General features: G+C 60.1%; 17 protein-coding genes and 7 pseudogenes. 16 read left to right on the forward strand and 8 right to left on the reverse strand.

Annotated elements, in window-relative coordinates; genetic code table 11:
* Positions 1 to 106 precede the first annotated feature (106 nt).
* From EN984_RS01190 to EN984_RS01240, 10 genes and pseudogenes are all read left to right on the forward strand, one after another.
* On the forward strand, positions 107 to 1,216 hold the full coding sequence (locus EN984_RS01190) for an electron transfer flavoprotein subunit alpha/FixB family protein (protein ID WP_024505237.1): 1,110 nt from the start codon (positions 107 to 109) through the stop codon (positions 1,214 to 1,216).
* A 10-nt stretch (positions 1,217 to 1,226) separates the two neighbouring features.
* Complete coding sequence (locus EN984_RS01195; RefSeq protein WP_063169391.1) at positions 1,227 to 2,531, forward strand: FAD-binding protein; 1,305 nt, start codon at positions 1,227 to 1,229, stop codon at positions 2,529 to 2,531.
* Between the two features lie 12 nt (positions 2,532 to 2,543).
* Positions 2,544 to 2,843 carry a ferredoxin family protein gene (locus EN984_RS01200; RefSeq protein WP_024505235.1) on the forward strand — a complete coding sequence of 100 codons (300 nt, stop codon included), beginning with the start codon at positions 2,544 to 2,546 and terminating at the stop codon, positions 2,841 to 2,843.
* A 255-nt stretch (positions 2,844 to 3,098) separates the two neighbouring features.
* Positions 3,099 to 3,815, forward strand: a complete 717-nt coding sequence (locus EN984_RS01205; RefSeq protein WP_063169392.1) for an alpha/beta fold hydrolase — start codon at positions 3,099 to 3,101, stop codon at positions 3,813 to 3,815.
* Between the two features lie 691 nt (positions 3,816 to 4,506).
* Positions 4,507 to 4,593 (forward strand): annotated as a pseudogene (locus EN984_RS01215) (helix-turn-helix domain-containing protein); the annotation flags it as partial.
* Positions 4,594 to 4,866: 273 nt separating this feature from the next.
* Positions 4,867 to 6,348, forward strand: a complete 1,482-nt coding sequence (gene nifB / locus EN984_RS01220) for a nitrogenase cofactor biosynthesis protein NifB (protein ID WP_063169393.1) — start codon at positions 4,867 to 4,869, stop codon at positions 6,346 to 6,348.
* A 29-nt stretch (positions 6,349 to 6,377) separates the two neighbouring features.
* Positions 6,378 to 6,572 (forward strand): 4Fe-4S binding protein, encoded by a 195-nt coding sequence (locus EN984_RS01225; RefSeq protein WP_024505232.1) that lies wholly within the window; start codon positions 6,378 to 6,380, stop codon positions 6,570 to 6,572.
* An 85-nt stretch (positions 6,573 to 6,657) separates the two neighbouring features.
* On the forward strand, positions 6,658 to 6,978 hold the full coding sequence (locus tag EN984_RS01230) for a nitrogen fixation protein NifZ (protein WP_024505231.1): 321 nt from the start codon (positions 6,658 to 6,660) through the stop codon (positions 6,976 to 6,978).
* Positions 6,975 to 7,187: a putative nitrogen fixation protein NifT gene (nifT, locus tag EN984_RS01235; RefSeq protein WP_024505230.1), complete on the forward strand. Its 213-nt coding sequence runs from the start codon at positions 6,975 to 6,977 to the stop codon at positions 7,185 to 7,187. Before EN984_RS01230 ends, nifT begins: the two co-directional genes overlap by 4 nt.
* Before the next feature lie 34 nt (positions 7,188 to 7,221).
* Positions 7,222 to 8,115 carry an SIR2 family protein gene (locus EN984_RS01240; protein WP_024505229.1) on the forward strand — a complete coding sequence of 298 codons (894 nt, stop codon included), beginning with the start codon at positions 7,222 to 7,224 and terminating at the stop codon, positions 8,113 to 8,115.
* 307 nt (positions 8,116 to 8,422) lie between these two features.
* On the opposite strand, the gene EN984_RS01245 is transcribed toward EN984_RS01240, so the two are convergent.
* Together EN984_RS01245 and nifA are read right to left on the reverse strand one after the other, a co-directional pair.
* The gene (locus EN984_RS01245; protein WP_024505228.1) at positions 8,423 to 8,989 is read right to left on the reverse strand and encodes a sugar O-acetyltransferase; all 567 of its coding nucleotides are present in this window, start codon (positions 8,987 to 8,989) and stop codon (positions 8,423 to 8,425) included.
* Between the two features lie 464 nt (positions 8,990 to 9,453).
* Positions 9,454 to 10,497, reverse strand: a pseudogene (gene nifA / locus EN984_RS01250) (nif-specific transcriptional activator NifA); the annotation flags it as partial.
* Positions 10,498 to 10,559: 62 nt separating this feature from the next.
* Here nifA and EN984_RS38065 point away from each other — a divergent pair.
* Positions 10,560 to 11,012, forward strand: coding sequence for a hypothetical protein (locus EN984_RS38065; protein WP_127262932.1), 453 nt, complete (start codon positions 10,560 to 10,562; stop codon positions 11,010 to 11,012).
* Positions 11,013 to 11,269: 257 nt separating this feature from the next.
* On the opposite strand, the gene EN984_RS01260 is transcribed toward EN984_RS38065, so the two are convergent.
* Both EN984_RS01260 and EN984_RS01265 read right to left on the reverse strand, forming a co-directional pair.
* Positions 11,270 to 12,478, reverse strand: a complete 1,209-nt coding sequence (locus EN984_RS01260; protein ID WP_063169402.1) for a beta-ketoacyl-[acyl-carrier-protein] synthase family protein — start codon at positions 12,476 to 12,478, stop codon at positions 11,270 to 11,272.
* Positions 12,479 to 12,760, reverse strand: coding sequence for an acyl carrier protein (locus tag EN984_RS01265; RefSeq protein ID WP_029356603.1), 282 nt, complete (start codon positions 12,758 to 12,760; stop codon positions 12,479 to 12,481).
* 1,758 nt (positions 12,761 to 14,518) lie between these two features.
* On the opposite strand from EN984_RS01265, the gene EN984_RS01270 reads away from it, so the two are divergent.
* Complete coding sequence (locus tag EN984_RS01270; protein WP_063169404.1) at positions 14,519 to 14,935, forward strand: hypothetical protein; 417 nt, start codon at positions 14,519 to 14,521, stop codon at positions 14,933 to 14,935.
* A gap of 238 nt (positions 14,936 to 15,173) precedes the next feature.
* Here EN984_RS01270 and EN984_RS39450 read toward each other — a convergent pair whose 3' ends face one another.
* The 3 genes and pseudogenes from EN984_RS39450 to EN984_RS01285 all read right to left on the reverse strand — a co-directional run.
* Positions 15,174 to 15,665 (reverse strand): cytochrome c, encoded by a 492-nt coding sequence (locus EN984_RS39450; RefSeq protein ID WP_244514239.1) that lies wholly within the window; start codon positions 15,663 to 15,665, stop codon positions 15,174 to 15,176.
* A 41-nt stretch (positions 15,666 to 15,706) separates the two neighbouring features.
* Complete coding sequence (locus tag EN984_RS38505) at positions 15,707 to 15,928, reverse strand: hypothetical protein (RefSeq protein ID WP_245462946.1); 222 nt, start codon at positions 15,926 to 15,928, stop codon at positions 15,707 to 15,709.
* Between the two features lie 21 nt (positions 15,929 to 15,949).
* A pseudogene (locus tag EN984_RS01285) lies at positions 15,950 to 16,229 on the reverse strand (DUF411 domain-containing protein); the annotation flags it as partial.
* A gap of 801 nt (positions 16,230 to 17,030) precedes the next feature.
* Here EN984_RS01285 and EN984_RS38510 point away from each other — a divergent pair.
* From EN984_RS38510 to EN984_RS01305, 4 genes and pseudogenes are all read left to right on the forward strand, one after another.
* Positions 17,031 to 17,235, forward strand: a pseudogene (locus EN984_RS38510) (isopenicillin N synthase family oxygenase); the annotation flags it as partial.
* A gap of 8 nt (positions 17,236 to 17,243) precedes the next feature.
* Positions 17,244 to 17,513, forward strand: a pseudogene (locus EN984_RS01295) (pyridoxal-phosphate dependent enzyme); the annotation flags it as partial.
* A 278-nt stretch (positions 17,514 to 17,791) separates the two neighbouring features.
* Positions 17,792 to 17,955, forward strand: a pseudogene (locus tag EN984_RS01300) (thioredoxin domain-containing protein); the annotation flags it as partial.
* 41 nt (positions 17,956 to 17,996) lie between these two features.
* Positions 17,997 to 19,451: a glutamate synthase subunit beta gene (locus EN984_RS01305; RefSeq protein ID WP_127272441.1), complete on the forward strand. Its 1,455-nt coding sequence runs from the start codon at positions 17,997 to 17,999 to the stop codon at positions 19,449 to 19,451.
* A gap of 21 nt (positions 19,452 to 19,472) precedes the next feature.
* On the opposite strand, the pseudogene EN984_RS01310 reads toward EN984_RS01305, so the two are convergent.
* Positions 19,473 to 20,245: pseudogene (locus EN984_RS01310) on the reverse strand (DUF459 domain-containing protein); the annotation flags it as partial.

A 20,245-nucleotide genomic window follows, 5' to 3' on the forward strand; every position in this document is an offset into this window, starting at 1 on the left:
TTGCAGGACATAGCCGATGAACTCATCGCCGATATCTTAACCCGCCGGCCGGCGCTGGAACATGAGCTGGCCTTCAACAGCGGCACGTGACGGCCAGGAGCAGAAAATGTCGACCGCAAGCCAAACTACCCCTCGCATTGCCCCCGGCCGTGCCGGTGTAAAGAAAGAACTTCCCGACCGTTTCAAAGACTACCGGCACGTGTGGGTCTTCCTCGAGCTCGAACGCGGCAATGTGCATCCTGTATCATTCGAACTGCTGGGCGAAGGCCGCAAATTAGCCGACAAGCTTGAAGTCCAGCTCGCGGGCGTCGTGCTGGGACCGCCGGGCGAGATGGTCGAGGACGCTGTTGCCGAGGCCTTCGCTTACGGGGCGGATCTTGTCTACATCGTCGATGCGCCGCCGCTCGCCGACTACCGGAACGAGCCGTTCGCCAAGGCGCTCACGGATCTGGTCAATACCCATAAACCCGAAATCCTCCTTCTCGGCGCGACCACACTGGGCAGGGATCTTGCAGGCTCGGTAGCGACGACCCTGCAGACGGGGCTCACGGCCGACTGCACCGAACTTGATGTAGATTCCGACGGTTCACTCGCCGCGACCCGTCCGACTTTTGGTGGCTCATTGTTGTGTACGATCTATACACTAAATTACCGGCCGCAAATGGCGACGGTGCGACCAAGGGTCATGCCTATGCCGCAACGGGTGGATAAGCCGGTCGGGCGTGTCATGCGGCACAAGCTGTCGCTCGTTGAGGACGATATCGTCACCAAAGTCCTCGGCTTCCTACCGGATAACCAGTCGGCAATGGCAAATCTTGCCTATGCGGATGTCGTGGTTGCGGGAGGCCTCGGTCTCGGAGCGGCGGAGAACCTTCAGCTTGTGAAGAATCTTGCCCGAGCGATCGGCGCCGAGCATGGCTGTTCGCGCCCCTTGGTCCAGAAGGGCTGGATGCCGGCTGATCGACAGATTGGACAAACTGGCAAGACCATTCGACCGAAGCTTTACATCGCGGCCGGAATTTCCGGCGCCATCCAGCACCGAGTTGGGGTCGAGGGGGCCGATCTCATCGTCGCGATCAACACCGATCCGAACGCGCCGATTTTCGAGTTCGCCCACCTCGGGATCGTCACGGATGCAATCCGCTTCCTGCCCGCACTGACGGAAGCCTTCACCCGGCGGCTGTCGCCGCACAGTCGAGACAAGCTTGCGAGTTGAGGGAGAGGACATGATTGAACAATTCGATGCCATTGTGGTCGGAGCCGGCATGTCTGGAAACGCAGCTGCTTACACTTTGGCAAGCCAGGGGCTGAAGGTACTGCAGTTGGAGCGCGGGGAATATCCGGGCTCTAAGAACGTCCAGGGTGCCATAATGTACGCGAACATGCTGGAGAAGATCATCCCGGACTTCCGGGATGATGCGCCCCTCGAGCGGCACCTGGTCGAACAGCGACTTTGGGTGATGGACGACACGTCTCACACCGGAATTCATTACCGGTCGGACGACTTCAATGAGGCGAAACCCAACCGCTACACGATCATCCGCGCCCAGTTCGACAAATGGTTTTCCCGCAAGGTGCGCGAGGCTGGCGCGACGGTCCTGTGTGAGACGACCGCGACGGAACTCGTCCGTGATGGCAATGGCAAGGTGATCGGCGTCCGCACAGACCGGGCTGGCGGAGTGGTCTTCGCGAATGTGGTCGTTCTCGCAGAAGGGGTGTCGGGATTGCTTGGCACTCGCGCAGGCCTGCGCGAGATGCCGAAGCCGGAGACCGTGGCGATTGCCGTCAAGGAAATGCATTTCTTGCCCGAAGAGGTCATTGGCCAGCGGTTCGGGGTGAAGGGCGATGAAGGCTGCGTAATCGAGGCCGTGGGCACGATCTCTCGCAGCATGGCCGGGCTCGGCTTCCTTTACACCAATAAGGAGTCGATTTCACTCGGCATCGGCTGCCTGGTCTCGGATTTCGCCGCGACGATGGAGAGCCCGTCCGCCCTCCTGGATGCGATGAAAAACCATCCTTCGATCCGGCCGCTGATCGCTGGCTCGGAGGTGAAAGAATATGCCGCCCATCTTATCCCCGAAGGTGGTTACAGGGCCATTCCGCAGCTATTCGGCGACGGTTGGGTCATCGTCGGCGACGCAGCGCAACTGAACAATGCCATTCACCGTGAGGGTTCGAACCTTGCCATGACCTCGGGTCGTGTCGCGGCTGAGGCGATCATCAAAGTCAAAAGCCGCAACGGTCCTATGACCAAAGCGAACCTTGCGCTCTACAAGACGATGCTGGATGACTCCTTTGTGATCAAGGATCTTAAGAAATACAAGGACATGCCAGCCTTACTCCACACCAATTCCAGCAACTTTTTTGACAGCTATCCGCGGTTGATGTCGCATGCCGCTCAGACCTTCATGCGTGTCGACGGCACGCCGAAGATCGAGAAGGAAAAGAACACCACGGCCGCCTTCATCAACGCGCGCTCGCGCTGGGGGTTGGTCAGCGACGCGGTCCGCCTGGCATTGGCATGGCGCTGAAGAGGGTACAAGATGACGATCGCAGTGACGAAGGTTCGTGTCGAGGACAAACTTTACCAGAACCGCTATCTGGTCGATTCCGGCCGCCCCCATATCATAGTGCGACCGCACGACAAGCCAAGCGCGAACTTGCTTGCGTTGACCTACGTCTGTCCGGCGAAATGCTATGAGTTGAATGACAAGGGTCAAGTCGAGATCACCGCCGACGGCTGCATGGAATGCGGCACCTGCCGGATATTGTGCGAGAAAGGCGGCGACATCGAGTGGAACTATCCGCGCGGCGGCTTTGGTGTCCTGTTCAAGTTCGGATGATCAGCCGGTGCCAAGAGCATGCCGGCAGCGAGCAACTGCGGCACACCATGAGCCTCTCCATCCACTTGCAAAGAGCTAGTGAATATTGGGTTTCGCAATTCAAGTTTCCTCGACTTGGTAGGGGTATCCTCAGGCCACGGGGCGCCTGTGCCGGACTTACCACCGGTAACGTGGTCGAGCCCCTTTGGACAATGTCCGGCCATCGTGCCGGATGGCAGCCACAACGGCCGGTGAGCAAATGGAACGGCACAATCCATGATAAAGACGTATGTGCTAGTGCATGGTGCCTGGCATGGCGGATGGTGTTGGCGGGACGTCGCCGCCAATCTTCGCAAGATGGGATGCCACGTGACCACGCCTACCCAGACAGGTGTCGGCGAACGCGCACGTTTGCTGTGCAAGGACATCACGCCCGACACATTCGTGACCGACATCGTCAACCACATTGTAACGGAAGAGCTGAGCGATGTGATCCTTGTCGGTCACAGTCTAGGCGGCATCAGCATCACCGGCGCCGCCGACCGGATACCCGACCATATCAGCCATCTCGTTTATCTCGACGGCGCCATCGTCGAGAGCGGTCAAAGTGTATTCAGCACCATGCCCCCCGACATCGTCGCCGCCCGTCGAAAATTGGTTGCGGAGGAAGGACGGGGTATCTTCATGCCGACTCCGCCGCCAACAGCATTCGGCACTCCCGAGGGACACTCGCTCACGGACTGGGTGCGGCGCCGGATAACACCGCATCCGGCAGGCACCTACGAAAGCGGACTTAAGCTCGAGCACCCGCTCGGCAACGGCAGACCCCGAACCTATGTCGTCTGCACTAATCCACTCCACCCGCCGATGGCGGGAGCGCGAGAATGGGTCGCGAAGCAGGATGGCTGGGCGTGGCAGGAACTCGCCACTGGCCACGACGCAATGATCCTCGCGCCGACGGAAGTTGCTCTCCTTCTTAGCGCTGTCGGCTGAGGAACCAAGTAGGGGGAGCGGCGGCCGATTCTCAGGCCGTGGCCTTGAGCTCTGGTGCAAGGATGTAGGCCCAACGGGTCGTTCCGGTGGCGCCACCGAAACCACTAGGCGGGAGTGGCCTGTCCTGCCGACGTCGCAAGCTTGCGAGCGTTCCGCCGCGGCCGCAGCCCGTAGCGCCGGGCAACCTCCGAGATCACCGCGTCGGCTCCAGGGTCTCGGAGATGACTCCGTGCCTTGTCGTCCATCGACCAATGCCGCCGACCAACAGCGCCGTTGATCACCCTCGAAAACGCCGAGGCTGCCGCTCAGGGTCAATCGTAAGTTCAAGTTCAGACACAAGCCGATCTCCGATCCACCTCAGAATCGGCAGGCCCACAGATCGCGGGTCCTCCTGGAAGGACACAGCGCTTACCCTTGAAATATGGAGAACCATGGCTTTGCGCCGTCGGCAGTTGAGCTGATCTCGCAATGCTATTTCCCCGGCAACGTCCGCGAGCCGGAGAACTGCGTGCTTGGCGTTCTCCTCTGGAAGGAACCAATCTTTCGGAACGTGGCAATGTCATCGACGAGCTCTCACGGGCCAGCACGATGCCGGTTCGGCGCATCGGCGCCCGCCTGAACACGAGATGGCCACTTGCGATTCTAACGATACGGCCGGACGGGGGCTGGGACCGCGGCGGACGAAGCGTGACGGCTGATCGACACAATGGAGAAGGCCGGCTGGGTTCAGGCTAATGCGGCTCGAATTCTCGGCCTCAAGCTGCGACAAGTCGGCTAGGCGATACGCCGGCATAGTATCGAGGTGAAGGAACTTCTAAGAGCCTGATGAGCCAATCGTCAGGCCAGTGGTCTTGCGCGCCCTGTGCGCGACAAGGAGTGCTTCGTGCTTCTGAACGGATTTGGACTTGCACTGTCGCAAGCAGGACAAAATTGTGTCGCGCCGGCCTGACACAATGCGATATCGACCCGAATAGTGAACTGAAGCCGCTTTTTTCAGTTGGTATGGCTCTTGCACCTTGAACCGCGACGTTACCAGCAACGGAGCCGTTTGATGTCCTCACCGACAGTTTCGATTGAGGGGCCGACTAGCACGACATCCGAGGGTCTTCTGGCAGCCGCGAAATCCGGTGGCTGCGCATCGTCTTCCTACGGCTCGTCGCCGACCAGCCCGGGCGAAGAGGATCCGGCTATTTGGGAAAGGATCAAGGATCACCCCTGCTTTTCGGAGGAAGCGCATCATTATTTCGCGCGTATGCATGTGGCGGTCGCGCCGGCTTGCAATGTCCAGTGCAACTATTGCAATCGCAAATACGATTGCGCCAACGAGAGCCGGCCTGGTGTTGTGTCTGAGAAGTTGACGCCCGACCAAGCGCTACGCAAGGTCATCGCCGTTGCCAACAAAGTTCCGCAGCTTTCGGTTCTTGGCATCGCTGGGCCGGGGGATGCCTGTTACGATTGGGAGAAAACGAAGGCAACGTTCGACCGCGTCATCAGGGAAATCCCCGACATAAAGCTGTGCGTCTCCACTAATGGGCTCGTGCTGCCGGACCATGTCGCCGAGCTTGCCGAAATGAATGTTGATCACGTGACGATCACCATCAACATGGTCGACCCGGAAGTCGGCGCGAAGATCTATCCATGGATCTTTTATGAAAATCGCCGCTACTTCGGCATCGAAGCCGCTCGAATCTTGCACGCGCGGCAGATGCTGGGCCTGGAGATGCTGAGCGCGCGCGGCATCCTCACCAAAATCAACTCGGTGATGATTCCTGGAGTGAACGACCAGCACCTGTTTGAGGTGAACAAAATGGTCAGGGAGCGGGGCGCGTTTCTGCACAACGTGATGCCTCTGATTTCGGACCCGGCGCACGGTACCCACTACGGACTCATCGGGCAGCGCGGCCCAACGGCAACGGAGATGATGGCTCTTCAGGATCGACTTGAAGGTGGCGCCAAGTTGATGCGCCACTGCCGGCAGTGCCGGGCAGATGCTGTCGGCCTGCTCGGTGAAGATCGTGGCCAGGAATTCACGCTGGACGGTATTCCCGACGATGTCGCCTACGATGCTGGCAAGCGTCAGGCCTATCGGCAGGTGGTCGCACACGAGCGCCGTGATCATGAGGCGGCGAGGAGCGAGGCCATCGGTATGGTCAAGGCAACAGACTCCGAAAAGTCGCTTCTGGTTGCGGTGGCCACTAAGGGAGGTGGACGGGTCAACGAACACTTCGGCCACGCGAAGGAATTCCAGGTTTATGAAGTCTCGCCTAGAGGGATCAGCTTGGTCGGGCATCGGAAGGTCGAGCGGTATTGCCTCGGAGGCGGGGGCGAAGACGCCATCCTCGAGGGCGTCATCGCAGCGCTCGAAGGCATACACATAGTGCTATGCGCCAAGATCGGAAATCGCCCGAAGGAACAACTCTCGCGAGTTGGACTGCGCGTAACCGACGCCTATGGCCATGACTACATCGAGACCGCAGTCAGCGCACTTTACGCGGCAGAGTTTGGGATCAGACCACTAGCGGCGACGGCCTGAGCCGTCTCGTCCGATAACCAGGAGTTAGAATGGCTTTAAAGATCATCGCATCCCAATGTACCCAATGCGGGGCCTGCGAGTTCGAATGTCCTTCGGAAGCGATCAAGTTCAAGGGCGACGCCTATGTGATCGATCCAAACAAGTGCACCGAATGCAAGGAGGCCTTCGATACGCAGCAATGCGTGTCGGTCTGTCCGGTACCGAAAACCTGCGTTCCCGCTTGATTCCTACCGAAACGGTCGGGTTCGCCGCACGACGACGCCTGCAACCCGCGACCACAACAAAAGCCTCGAGAAAGGAATGGACAGCATGTGGTCCAGACGCGAACAGGAGGTCGAAATCGGCAGACCGCCACGGTTCATGCAGGGTGAGCGGGTCCGTGCGATACGCCACATAAAAAACGACGGCACCTATCCCGGCAAGGAGATCGGCGAAAACCTCGTGCGGAAGGGCGACGAAGGCTACGTGCGCGACATTGGAACCTTTCTCCAGCAATTCTTCATCTATGCGGTCGAATGGATCGATCGTGGCACGGTCGTCGGCATGCGAGCGCGCGAACTCATTAGCCTCGACAAAGTCGAGGTTCCCTGCGGAGCTGAAGGCATTTCCAACGGGGGAACAGCCGGATGAAAGTAATGATTCGCAGGACCGCTACTGGCTTGTCGGCTTATGTCCCCAAGAAGGATCTCGAAGAGCCGATCACCGAGATTGAGAACGCTGACTTATGGGGCGGGACCGTGACGCTCAGGAACGGTTGGCGGCTCATGCTGCCCGACCTTCCGCGCGACACGCGTTTGCCGATCACCGTCGAGGCGATGAAGATTTCCGACGGGGCCTGATGCCGGTGGGTTCAGTGGCGGAGAGGAAACGCGTATGAACACGATGCTGAGCTGGGACCATCTCGTCGTCGTCCGGGGCAGTTTTGCCAAAAAACTGATTGACCTGCTGAACGGCGCTCTCAAGGCCGATCGAGTGATCCCCTATCTCGGTCCTGGTCTTCTGCAGCTTAACCCACCGGAATCCCCTGTACCTTGCACCCCTGAAGATGTCGCCGCGGCCCTCAACAAGCGGGCGCCTGCCCCTTCCAGGATTCGCACCAATATGTGGTCGGTCGCGCAGTTTATCGAGCAGCGCCGACATCGTCGGACTCTCCAAGCGTGGATGGCGGAGATATTCGCAGCCCCCGCCGAGCCGACCGTTCTTCACGCCTGGCTCGCAACCCTTCAACTGTCTGTCATCATCGACAGCTGGTACGATGGCGCCATGCGAGCAGCCCTTGCAGAGGCCGGCCAAACAGACGTTGTCGAGATACAAGGAACGACGCGCGCGACCGGAATCGGTAACATCTGGACGAGAACTTACGATTTGTCAGGAACAGAACTCGAGGCCGAACAAGTGGCTAGGACGGTGCTCTATGCGCCGCACGGCAGCGTCAGGCCGGCGGCAAACTTCCTCGTGGCTGATTCCGATTACGTCGAAGTCCTAACCGAAATTGATATCCAGACGCCGATCCCGGACGCGGTGAAGCAACGGCGCGTCAACCGGGGTTTTTTCTTCGTGGGCTGCCGCTTCAACGATCAGATGCTGCGCACATATGCCAGACAGCTGATGAAGCGCTCCACTGGCCCACATTTTGCGGTGATCGATTCGGCTACGCTGACCAGAAACGAACGTCGTTTCCTTGCCGAAGGCGCAATCACGGTCATCGACATGCCGATCCGCAACGCCGCGGCTCGCCTCGTCGGGGTCGATGCTAGCCAGGATTAATGGCCGGCGATTGCTGGTGAGTCGCTGCTTGCCTCCAAGGGCGAAAACTCAGTTGGGAATACATTCGTGAGCAGTAATGCTAGTGGCAGCACAACGTAGGCTCTGAATTCGTTGGGCCATGTGAAAGGGTCCGCTGCTGCGGGACGTGAGCACGTTGCGGCGGCATTACGCACATGATCTTGTGACCCCCGTGGCAAAAGAACTGAAGCGCCCGAGTCGCGACAACATATGCAGCGCTCAATGGCTTCGACAAAAATTCGGCACAGTTTCGACAGTTCGCATGCACCTCCAGGGTCAACGAGGTTGATTATGCCTGTTTATGTGGGTCGGCCACGCGAGCAGGAATTCCCACTACCTTTGCCCCGGCGGGAACATCTCGTGTGACCACGCAGCCAGCGCCTACCACTGCATTATCACCAATCGTGACGCCAGGCAGAATGATTGCTCCACCGCCGATCCAGACACGGCTGCCAATGTGAACAGGACGCCCGACCTGCAGGCCGGCCTGCCGCTGCTCGGCATCATGTGGATGATCGGCGGTATAAATCTGCACAGCAGGCCCAATTGCCGTTCCTTGCCCGATTTTGACCTCTACCACGTCAAGAATAACGCAGTTGAAGTTGATGTAGGCATTGGCTCCAATGCGGATATTGAATCCGTAGTCGCAAAAAAAGGGCGGACGGATGACCGTTCCGCGCCCAACCTCTCCCAGCCGCTCGGACAAAAGCTCATGCCAATGCCCCGTGGTCTGCCCCAGCGTATCATTGTACCGCTTGAGCCAAGCCCCGGTTGCCAACAGGTCAGCTTGGATCTCCGGATCCGCCGCATTGTAAAACTCGCCTGCGAGCATCTTTTCTTTTTGGCTACGCATCATAGTCTCCCGTCAGGTCGTGTCCCGTACAGTGATGCAGGAACGCACATCAAACTGCCTCGGCAACTTTGTAACTCGATCTTGCCGGGCGCGCGGTCGGTCACGAGCCGGGGCGACAGTTTCGTCTCGACCAACTTCCAAGAATTTGGATATCGGAGATCAACCGGTCGCAGGGGCCAATACCTGACGAAGTCGGCAACTGTCCAGCGGTCGAACTCACTTTCATGCCCATCTCAGATTGCGTGATATCGAGCGGTAAGCCATCAGCTAATGTATCGACCAGGTCCCGCCAGAGGATTACTCCTTTTTAGTTTGTCAGTCGCAGAGCCCCAGTACGACTGGTGGTAGAAAGCACACGGCCGGAATCTTGGCAGCGCTGTTCACACCCACTTCGTAAGCCTGGCCGATGGGCTCGGCGCCAGAGCACCAATGCTTGACCTGCTCCAGCTCTTGCTCGGCGGGTTGTTTCAGAGACGCTTGATCTCGATACCGCGTTTTCTCAGCACGTAGCCGATCTGGCGCGGGGTCAAACCGAGCAGGCGCGCCGCCTTTGCCTGCACCCAGCCACACTTTTCCATGGCAGCAATGACCGTATCGGCATCGGGCACCCTACCACGAGTCGTGGCAGGGCCTATCGGCGCTTGCCCGTCGCCGACGGGCGGGGCGGCACAGGCGGCGGAAGGCTCGATCGTAGTCGACTTCTCTGACGTCGGCTGTCCGTTCTTCCACAGCGCCGCGGCCAAGCACTGATCCGCGTAACAGGCAAAGTCAGTTCTGAGGATTGATGGACCCGTCGCCAGAACTGCCGTCCGTTGAACGCAGTTTTCGAGCTCTCGGATGTTACCTGGAAATTCGCAGTTCATTAGCACCTCAATCGCTTCGGGAGCGAAGGTCAGCGTGTGATCATTCTCAGTATTGAAATTCTTGAGAAACTGAGCGGCCAAGAGCGGAATATCACCTCGCCTTTCGCGCAATGCCGGCACGCGTAAAGTGACGACGTTGATGCGATAATAGAGGTCTTGCCGGAACTCCTTGCGTTGAACTGCCGTTTCCAAGTCCCTGTTCGTTGCGGCAATCACGCGAACATCAACTTTAATGGTGTGGTTGCTGCCGACGCGCTCAAACTCCTGCTCCTGCAGGACACGCAGCAGCTTAGCCTGGAACGAACCTGATATTTCGCCAATCTCGTCCAGAAACAATGTGCCTTTGTCGGCAGCCTCAAAGCGCCCCTTGCGCAAACTGCTCGCGTCGGTGAAGGCACCCTTCTCATGACCGAACAAGTCAGATTCCAGAAGCGTCTCGGTGAGCGCCGCGCAATTGACCTTGATGAAGGGCTGCTTGGCGCGAGGCGAGAGCTCGTGAATGGCTTTGGCAACCAGCTCCTTGCCGGTTCCGGATTCACCTCGCAACAGGACCGTAGTCTTCGCCTTGGCCACCTTGACAAGGTGCTCACGCAGCTTGCGCAGCGCCTGACTATCGCCAAGCATCTCCTTGCTGATCTTTTTACGTTCCATTTGGCAGCCCATCCCACTCCGCCACCCGCCGGTAGAACTGCACTGGACGGTGAGCTGTGTTGTATTTCGCCATCATCATTCTCGATCTCACCTTTGTTGCTTCGAAATTTCCGGCGCGCGGACCCCCTCGGCAAATGGCAATGGCGCCTGAGCATCGTTGTCTTTCACCAGGACGAGCGTCTTCTCCTCCGTGCGGGCGCCCGCAATATGCGCGCTTGTTTGCGCAGGCCTTTACTCGACCGGTCGCCGTTCTGTCCGGCTTCTGCCGCACCGCAGCCTGCAAACCCATCCTTGACAAGAAAGGAGGGGAGTCAATCGAGCTCTCCTTGCATTCGTGCAAGGAAAATTGTCAGTTTGATAGAATTCTATCAAAACGGCAGAAACGCCCCGCCCCCAATTTGGCTGTACCTGCGGCGTTCAGCTTACGTGACGACATGTGCGGACTTGTCCCAATTGCCGTCCGAGTTGTGCGGGAAACAGTAGCCGCTGCGCTGTTCGCTTCAACCGCGTGATGCCGCTGACAGTAGAGGCGGCGGCTCGTCGAGCGAGGCTTCATTGTTCGGCTACTAAAGCGGCTGTGCTTTGGTGGGAGTTGGTTTCGCCCAAGTTCTGGGCCTGGGGGCGTCTAGCCCGTTTCGCCGCACAGGCTCCTCCCACATCGTCGAGGCCGAGAAGGAGGGACCCCACAGCCCTCCCTGTATCACAATGCCCCGCCCCTCAAGCAGCTAGATACGACAGGTGACCTCAAATGAGGCGTCTTGCATGGCTTCTACACCTGCCTGAATGCCAGAACTGCGTTCGTACCGCCCATGGCGAAGGCGTTGCTCATGGCGACGCGCACCTTGCGCTCCCGCGGCACATTGGGTGTGATGTCGAGGTCGCAAGCGGGATCTGGCTCGCGATAGTTGGCGGTCGGCGGCACGACGTCCTCTTGGATTGCCATCACGCAGGCGATCATTTCAAGCGCGCTCGCTGCGCCGAGGCAATGCGCGTGCGTGGACTTGGTGGAAGAGATGGACATCGAATAAGCGTGGTTTCCAAACACACGCTTGATCGCCGCCGTTTCAGTCTGATCATTGCTCTTGGTACCGGTGCCGTGCGCGTTGAGGTAGTCGACGTCCTCGGCATTCAGCCCGGCATCGGCAAGGCAGGCGCGCATCGCCGACGCTGGCCCCTCGACAGATGGCGCGGCAATGTGGAAGGCATCGGCGGAAAGGCCGACGCCGGCGATCTCGGCAAGAATTGTGGCACCACGCCTCGTGGCATGCTCGTAGCTTTCCAGCACGGCCATGCCCGCACCCTCGCCCAGCACCAGGCCCTTCCTATCGGCGGAGAAGGGCCGGCAGGTATCGGGTGAAAGCACGCGCATTGCTTCCCATGCTTTCAGCACGCCCCATGCGAAGGGTGCGTCGCTGCCTCCGGAAACCATTACGTCGGCCCGGCCCAGCTTGATCTGGTCCACCGCCGAGGCGATCGCATGGTTGGCCGAGGCACATGCGGAGGTCACCCCGAAGACCGGCCCGCGCAAGCCGAGGCTCAAGCTAAGATGGACGGAAGCGGCGCTGGGCATCACCTTTACTCCAGTGAAGAGTTCAGCACGGATTGCGCTACCCAAAAGCAGTGAGCGGTAAGTTTGTTCTGTTGCGTACGAACCGGTAAATCCGACGCCCACTGTCGCGCCGAAGCGATGGGCATTCCCCTCGTCGCAGGAAAGTCCGGCCTGCCGCATGGCTTCGCGCGCTGCAAGCACGGCGAGCAAGCTGAAGCGGTCCATGGAGATGAGATGCCCCCGGTTGATGTCGTGCTGGGGCAGCGCCTTGATCTCAGCGCCGGTCATGCCCTCCAGGTCATGAAGCTCGGAATTGGCGATCGGGCCGATGGCGGAGCGGCCTTCGCGCATCTCTTTCCACATAGAGGCGGCCTCGGTGCCCAGTCCGCACAGGCCGCCCACTCCGGTGATAACGACGCGCCTGTCCATTCAAGCCTCCTTCGCAAGCAAGCCGCGGACGGCTTCCACGACGTCGCCGACATTCTTGAGATTGGACCAGGCATCGGCCGTGTTCATGTCGATCTTGATGCCGTAGGCCTGCTCCACATCCCAGAGGACGTCCGCCAAACCCAGCGAATCGAACCCGAGCGCGTCCAGTTCCGTGGCGATTGTTATCTCGCCGACGAATGACGCAGGCATTCCCTCACCGCTCTCCGACTCGGCGCGTTTCTTGATCAGGGCAATGACGTCCGTTGCGAATTGATCGGCCATTCTGTTTCCTGTCTTTCTTTCCCGCGTTTCGACCTGGACGCGGCTCAGTTCCTGAGGCGCGCCGCGTCGCGAAAGCCATCACGCTTGGGCAACTGACAAAACCCAATGCTCATAAAGCCGGATCAGGTCCGGCCGGTGTGTGGCGTAGGTGCAGTATGACGATGTGAGCCGCTACACGTGCGCGTCTCCCGGTCTGTCCATAGGCTCGGAAGAAGTCGGACAGTTTGACATGGCCGGTCAGTTGCAACTCCCTTTCCCAGCACTCCACTGCCCGGTAGAGCGCATGAAAAATCTCCTTTCGGGCGGTTTCTTAAGACGCTCGCCACGCCATGAGGCAGTGGGGGCATCGGTGTCCATCAGGTGCTTCTGCCCATGCAGGATTCCAGAACATTGATGAAATCGTTTGTTTCGATGAAAGGCATCCACACTTTGGATGGTTGACCACGCTTTTCAAAGATCGTGAACTACATCTCCTCGTTGTGCTCGACGCACTCCGGACAAGTAACCTCATGGGCGCGGCATGCAGGATTAACCGAGCCCAGCCGGTCATGAGTGCGGCCTTGCCGGGTCGGGCGATAGGCAGTCATGCCCTGCCCTTCCTGCGGGTCAAGCACTCCGAAAAAACATTTCCCCCATAAATGCTAGATCTTCCGTTGCCTTTTCGCGTCACAGGCCGTCAAACGCCCGGCCGTTCACAACAGTGATCCGGCAAGTGTTTGGCTGCGCGAGACGATGCTGCAGGGAGTCGTCCTGCATGGCACTTCGCTATGATGCTGCGGTGCCGTCTAACGGCGCCTCGTGCTTGAACGCACTGAACGGCCACCGCGATCAAAATCGATGGTTCGAGGACCGTTGATCATCACCCCGCCAGCCTCGATCTTGTTTGCCGCCACGAGAGCGACACAGAGACTGCTGGTGAAGATGCCCGCCTGCCCGCTATGTTCCGGATGGTTGACCATCCCGGATGGACCCATCGAGGGTGTCAAGGCGAGCATGAGCACAGGCGCGAACAGTTCACGGGCAGGCGCGACGGTGGCCGCAAAGCAACGTCGCGCCAGCATGCGATCTCAGCAGGATCGGCACCATCCTGTCAGGGAGCAATGCGAGTGGCTGGCTTAGCCGCTGCGACGCTGCCCGGCATCGCGTTCAATTGATCTGGCGCCTTAAATGCAGGAAGGCTTCGCGGCCGGTACGAGGCGCATCCCTCCTCCGAAGCAGCACGCCCAAGTATCATCACAAGCCCCGAGCGCCCGCGTTCGGCGATGTCCAATTTCCGACAATGTCGGAATACAGTCAGATCTGCTGGATTGACTTTAAATGGTTTTCTCATTTGGCACAGCGCATGCTGGTTATCCGGAAACACGTGACCGACCAACAAGAAGTCGCATGACACAACCGAAGCCATCCATGTCTGACGGGCTGCCCAGGATACCTACTGCGACCGCGCTTGCCCGGTGACGACCGCTCCGGCTCCGCCCGTTACCGACGAGGCAAAGTGACGGATTTCCTGCGTTTCAACGACATGGAGGTGGTTGTCATTCCCGCTGGGGGACAGACTCGGCCTGTTCAAGGCATTGCGCGAAGGCGGCAAGATGACGGCCACCCGTGCGCGAACTCAAGGAGCGCAGCCTGTATCGTGTATCAGGCAAATAGGCCGTCGGTCAGTGACCTTGACACAGGGGACATGCGCAAGGTCCTGAAGTTTGATGCAGCGATAGAAGGGTGCCAATGACAACAATAGCTTACAGGAACGGAACCATGGCTGGCGACGGCCGAGCCTTGGGTTTTGACTCAGTATCCGTCGGTGAGAAAACGAAGGTGTTTCGCTTATGCGACGGCACACTCATCGGCGTTTCCTCTTCGTCCTTGGGTATTCCAAAGGCCGTTCGAGACTGGGTTGAGAAGGGCATGGATGTTTCTGATATTCCTGTGCCGCGCAACGACGACAATTTTGAATTTGAGGCGCTGATAGTGCGCAAAAATGGGGAAGCCGTATTGTTGGACGGCAATTGGCTGCCAAGTGATCCCGTGAAAGGTGAATATTATGCCATCGGGAGCGGCAAGCAGTATGCTTTGGCCGCGCTGGTTTTGGGCAAGTCAGCTAAGGAAAGCGTCGAAGTTGCCGCGAAACTCGACGTTTGGACTGGTGGCACAGTCACTGCCATAACTCACTAAACCCGCCTTTCGGCGGGAGTGTGACAGTGCGAGCGTGGAAGTAGGGCGCCACCCCGGGGCACGTCGAGCCCTGTCATGTGAGCTGGTCCATAAGCGCGCGAAAGCGTCCAGTTGTGGCCAAAAGCACGATTTGCGACAGAACCGGCCCGCTTCTATGAGTATGGGCCGCTTTTTGCGGCCAGCGTGCTTGCCATCCTGCCGCCAGTGGCCGTCGCCTTCTTCTTCCAAGGTTACCTCGTCATGAAGTAGAGCACCACGATCTTGTCGGAGAGATCGGAAGGCGGACGGCCCTTCCGTCCGCGTCGGCCAGTTCGAAAGGCGGCGCGGCCTGCTCGTCGATCGCCTGGAAGAACCTCTCCGCGCTGTCCCTCATCTTGTCGAGATCGGCGCCCGGATGGTGGGCCAGCGCGGAGGTCCCGAGGATCAGCGCCAGAAATTGAATCGCAAGCGACGGTTTCGCTTTCATGGACAATGCATTCCGGTTGGGGGCGTTCGAGGGCTCCGCGGCTAGGATTGGTCTCACTGTGTCTGCTCCCGCTCCCGGCGGCTCATCTGCCTGATAGGCGCGTTCCCGCTCGGGCCATGTGCTTTTGATGAAGGCCAGAACGGCCCGGATCTCCTCGTCGGTGAGGACATTCCCGAAGCCCGGCATGTCGCTCTGGTAGCCGCCGCCGACGACCGCGGCCGGTCCCGGCGCCGGCATGCGTCCCGAAGGCAGCGGGCTTTCCAATCGCGCTGACCTTCGCCTGGCTAAAACCGTCTTGCCTAGCGCTATCGCCGCGGCCGGGGCGCGGCCATCCGGTTGGCGAGCCAAGGCAATGTCCAGACCAATCCGAGGCCTGCCGCGGCCACGCATCGATAAGAGGACCGACGCCCTTCTCCTTTGCCGCCGCTGGAGAACAGGTATTTGATCAGCGCGGCCGTCCCGAGGACGAGCACGACGACGACAAGCAGCCACACCAGGCCCGTGCCGAACATCATCATGCCGCTCATGCATTCCATCATCGAAGCCTCCTATTCCGTGGCGTAGATGCCGCCGGTCGCGTCAGACTTTCGGATTTCGAGAATCTCGAAGGGCGCTTCCTTCGTGCCACTCATGCCGGGGGAGCCCATCGGCATGCCGGGCAGCGTCATGCCCTTTGATGTCGGGCCGCTCGGTCAAGAGCTTGTTGACCGTGCCGACCGGCACATGGCCGCTCACCACATAGCCGTCGATGAACGAGAGAAGGCAGCCATCGGCTTCCGGCGGAATGCCCTCTTCGCGGCTCATGGCGAAAAGGTCGTGAGTCGGCCTTGACGGTGATTCCTGGAAGGCCGATTCCAAGGCGAGCTGGCTTGAAGGCCGCGGTCCGGATGGTCGACTAGGCAGCTTGGTTCCACGATCGCAATGCTTGATCGCTTCATTGCAGGCCATGGGCTCTCGCCCCCTCCTTTTGCCACACGAGGCGCCAGCTCACGTGTTGTTGTTGGCGTGCGCCCCGGCAACCGCTTTCACCAGCCGCTCCAGCGATCCCGCGCGCTCCAGCTCCGCAAAGAATGATGCGGCGTGACGCTACCCAGCCGGTGCTTCTCGGCCTTCCAATTAAACTGTCTCGACGAAAGAGCCGTCTCCGTTGCTCCGGTCTCGGTGTTGAGTTCTCTAAGGCTGCGCCACACCTTGGTCCCCACGCCGGCAAATGATCTCACTATGCAGCCCGTGCTCGCACGCTCTCAAACTAATTACCGCTGCTGCAACACGCCGCCTGGCGGCCTGCACCGAAAAGCCGACAGGGGTGCATCTGAATAGCCGTGAACCCAGGTCTCAAAGACCATCCGGCGCGACGAGCGGACGCACCGCACGTGTGACACCCGCCTTGTGGGGCAGGGTTGCCTTTCTCAATCCCGGCGTTGGTCGGCGTCCCAATGAGCAGCAAGCTATTATCGGCCGCCGAATCTTAGTGGCTTCGTCGAGAGCCTCAATCAACCAAGCGGCGAAAGCCCCGCTAGAGTCTCCGCCCGCCTGTCGCTATGAAGCAGTTGCAGCCAGCGCTGCTTCAGGCGCATGAACTCGCCCGATGCAATGATTTCCGTCGCCCTGGGTCTTTCGAAGGGCACTGTTTCTATTCCCTTCTTCTTCGGCGCGCGGCTTGATGCCGACATACGGTTTCTTGACCTGCCGCCTGAACTGGCTGCCGAAGCGGGTGCCCCGCCAGCGACCCCGACAATCCCCTGTTCCGCAACTGCTGAAGAGCCGACTGCGCTCGCATCCCGATATTGCGCAACGGCACTATGCCGACATTCTGGAGACCGCAGCCGCATGAGCCTCGAGATGTTCCGCCGACCGTCGACAAAGGCGTCCTCTCGCCTGCGTCCGCCATTTGTCAGTGCTCGATCTGATTGGGGAGACGCCGGTCGTCGAACTGAAGAGATTCGATACCGGCAGGTGTCGTCGCTTCGTCAAGATCGAAAGCCAGAATCCCGGCGGATCGATCAAGGATCGCATTGCGTTGTCGATGATCGTTAATGCCGAACAGCGTGGCACGCGCGGGGCGGTACAATCATCGAAGCGACCGCTGGCAACACAGGGCTCGGCCTGGCCATCTGGCGGCACGAAGCGCGTGATCGCGTGTCCAAAAGCTGACAGCGTCAGACAAATGTCAGGTTCATTACAACCAACATCTGGGCACTGACGAGGTTTTTCGAAGCAATGGGCGCTAACTGCGCGCTGAGCGCGTTGGCATGGCTTTTGAGACTGAGTGACTGTGACTGCACTCAATGGGGCAAGACGAGCGATGCGCTCCTCCCTGAACCCGTGTGCCGTCTCTGAGAGGAAACCAGCTCGTGCAGAAACCTTTGGAAATAGCTTTGGACCGCAACGTGGTATTGCAGATGGAGTCCCCGGCTCCTTCGATTAGAGTCGAGAACTGGCTGCATGGCGAGCCCCTCACGAGCTTTGAGCCCGGCAAGTGTACATAGTCGAATTTTGGGCAACTTGGTGCGGCCCATGTGTGGACGGGATGCCCCATCTGATCCAGCTGCAGGGCGTCGCCAGGCGCACCATCTGGACAGCAGGAACTGGACTATGGGCAAGGTAACAGGCTTTCTCGAAATCGACCGGCAGGTGCACAAGTACCAGCCGGCCTCCGACCGCATCCGGCATTTCCGCGAGTTCACGCTGCCGATGTCCGACAAAGAGGTCGAGAAACAGGCCGCGCGCTGCATGGATTGCGGCATTCCGTTCTGCCATGGGCCGACGGGCTGCCCGATCCACAACCAGATTCCGGACTGGAATGACCTCGTCTACAATGGCGACTGGGACAACGCGATCCGCAACCTGCATTCGACCAACAATTTCCCGGAGTTCACCGGCCGCATCTGCCCCGCGCCCTGCGAGGAAGCCTGCACGCTGAACCTCGAGGACATTCCCGTCGCCATCAAGACGGTCGAGCAGGCGATCGCCGACAAGGCCTATGAAACCGGCCATATCAGGCCCTATCCGCCGGAGAAGAAGACCGGCAAGCGCGTCGCCGTCATCGGCTCCGGCCCTGCCGGCATGGCGGCTGCCCAGCAGCTTGGCCGCGCCGGCCACGATGTCCATGTCTACGAGCGCGAAAGCCGGCCCGGCGGGCTGATGCGCTACGGCATTCCCGACTTCAAGATCGAGAAGCACTATATCGACCGGCGCATCGAGCAGATGCAGGGTGAGGGCGTGACCTTCCATTGCGGCGTCAATGTCGGCGTCGACAAGCCGGTTGCCGAGCTGCTCGCCGAACATGATGCCGTGCTCTATTGCGGCGGCTCGGAAACGCCGCGCGCGGCCGGCATTCCCGGCGACGATCTCGGCGGCGTGCATGACGCGATGCCCTATCTGGTGCAGCAGAACCGGCGTGTCGGCGGCGAACCGATTCAGTCGGTGGCATGGCCGTCGCATCCGATCATCGCCGGCGGCCAGCATGTCGTCGTCGTCGGCGGCGGCGATACCGCCTCCGACTGTGTCGGCACTGCTTTTCGCCAGGGTGCGGTGCGCGTCACCCAGCTCGACATCCGTCCGCAGCCGCCGGAGAAGGAAGACAAGCTTTCGGTCTGGCCCTATTGGGCGACCAAGATGCGCACCTCGTCCTCGCAGGCCGAAGGCGCGGAGCGCGAATTCCAGGTGGCGACACTCGAATTCATCGGCGAGGAAGGCCAGCTGACCGGCGTCAAGTGCTGCGAGGTCGACGACAAGCGCAAGCCGATCGCCGGCACCGAATTCGTCATTCGTGCCGATCTCGCCTTCATCGCCATCGGCTTTGCCGGGCCGGCCGCGGCCGGGGTGGCGAAGGAATTGGACGGTGAGATGAAGATCGCCACCGACAGCCGCCGCTCCAGGAATGTCGAGGCCAATGACCGCGACTACAAGACCAGCGTGGACAGGCTCTATGCGGCCGGCGACGTGCGTCGTGGCCAGTCGCTGGTCGTCTGGGCGATCCGCGAGGGCCGCCAGGCGGCACGCTCGATCGACGAGGCGTTGATGGGGTCGAGCGTTCTCCCGCGCTGAACCCAGGAGCGTGCAGCGATACTAACGATTGATCGCGGTCGTGGTATCGGTCGCGGCCTTTGGCGGCCATGAGAAATCGTCGGCGCGGCCGGGCGATGCAATCGGTGCCTTGCCCTCGACCACAAGCTTTTCACCGGGCAGGTCCGGATTGGCCTTCGCCGGCGGTGCCGCGCCCAGCAATTCGGAGCCACCGTCGAGTGCCGGATCGCTGAGCAGCATCGGCGCGGTGCGGTCGATAACGATGGGGGCCGCGGCCGGCGCCGGCGCCTCGACAGGTGCGCCCGCCGGAGCGGACGGTGTAATCACGCTTCCAGGCGCGGTCAGGCCGAGGATCTTCAGCAGCGGTTTTTCGGTGTAGAAGGCGAGTTTGCGCTTGCCTGCCTTCGAGACGTTGATGCCGTCATCGGCGCGCAGCCGCACCGGCTGGCCGTTGATGTCGGGGCCGCTGGTGACGAAAGCACCGTTCTCATCGACGAAGCCGTCCCAGACGTCGACGAATTCACCGCCATGGCTTTCAGCGGCCTGATGATAGATGTCGTTGAAGGCCAGCATATCGGAGGTCATCTTCGACACCCGGAAAGCCGGCATGCCGACCCAGAGGAAGGGTACCTTTGCCTCCGCGATAGCTTTGCCGAACGCGTCGGTCCGGCGCTCATATTCCTTGGTCCAGGTTTCAGAGCGGGGCTGCTCGCGCACGTCACCCACCTTCATCTGCTGGCGGTCGTTGGAACCCAGCATGACGACCACGGCGGCAGGTTTTTCGGTCTCGATCAGCGATTTGATCTGTTCGGGCC

The sequence above is a fragment of the Mesorhizobium sp. M7A.F.Ca.CA.004.12.1.1 genome (assembly GCF_003997835.1).
GTDB lineage: Bacteria > Pseudomonadota > Alphaproteobacteria > Rhizobiales > Rhizobiaceae > Mesorhizobium.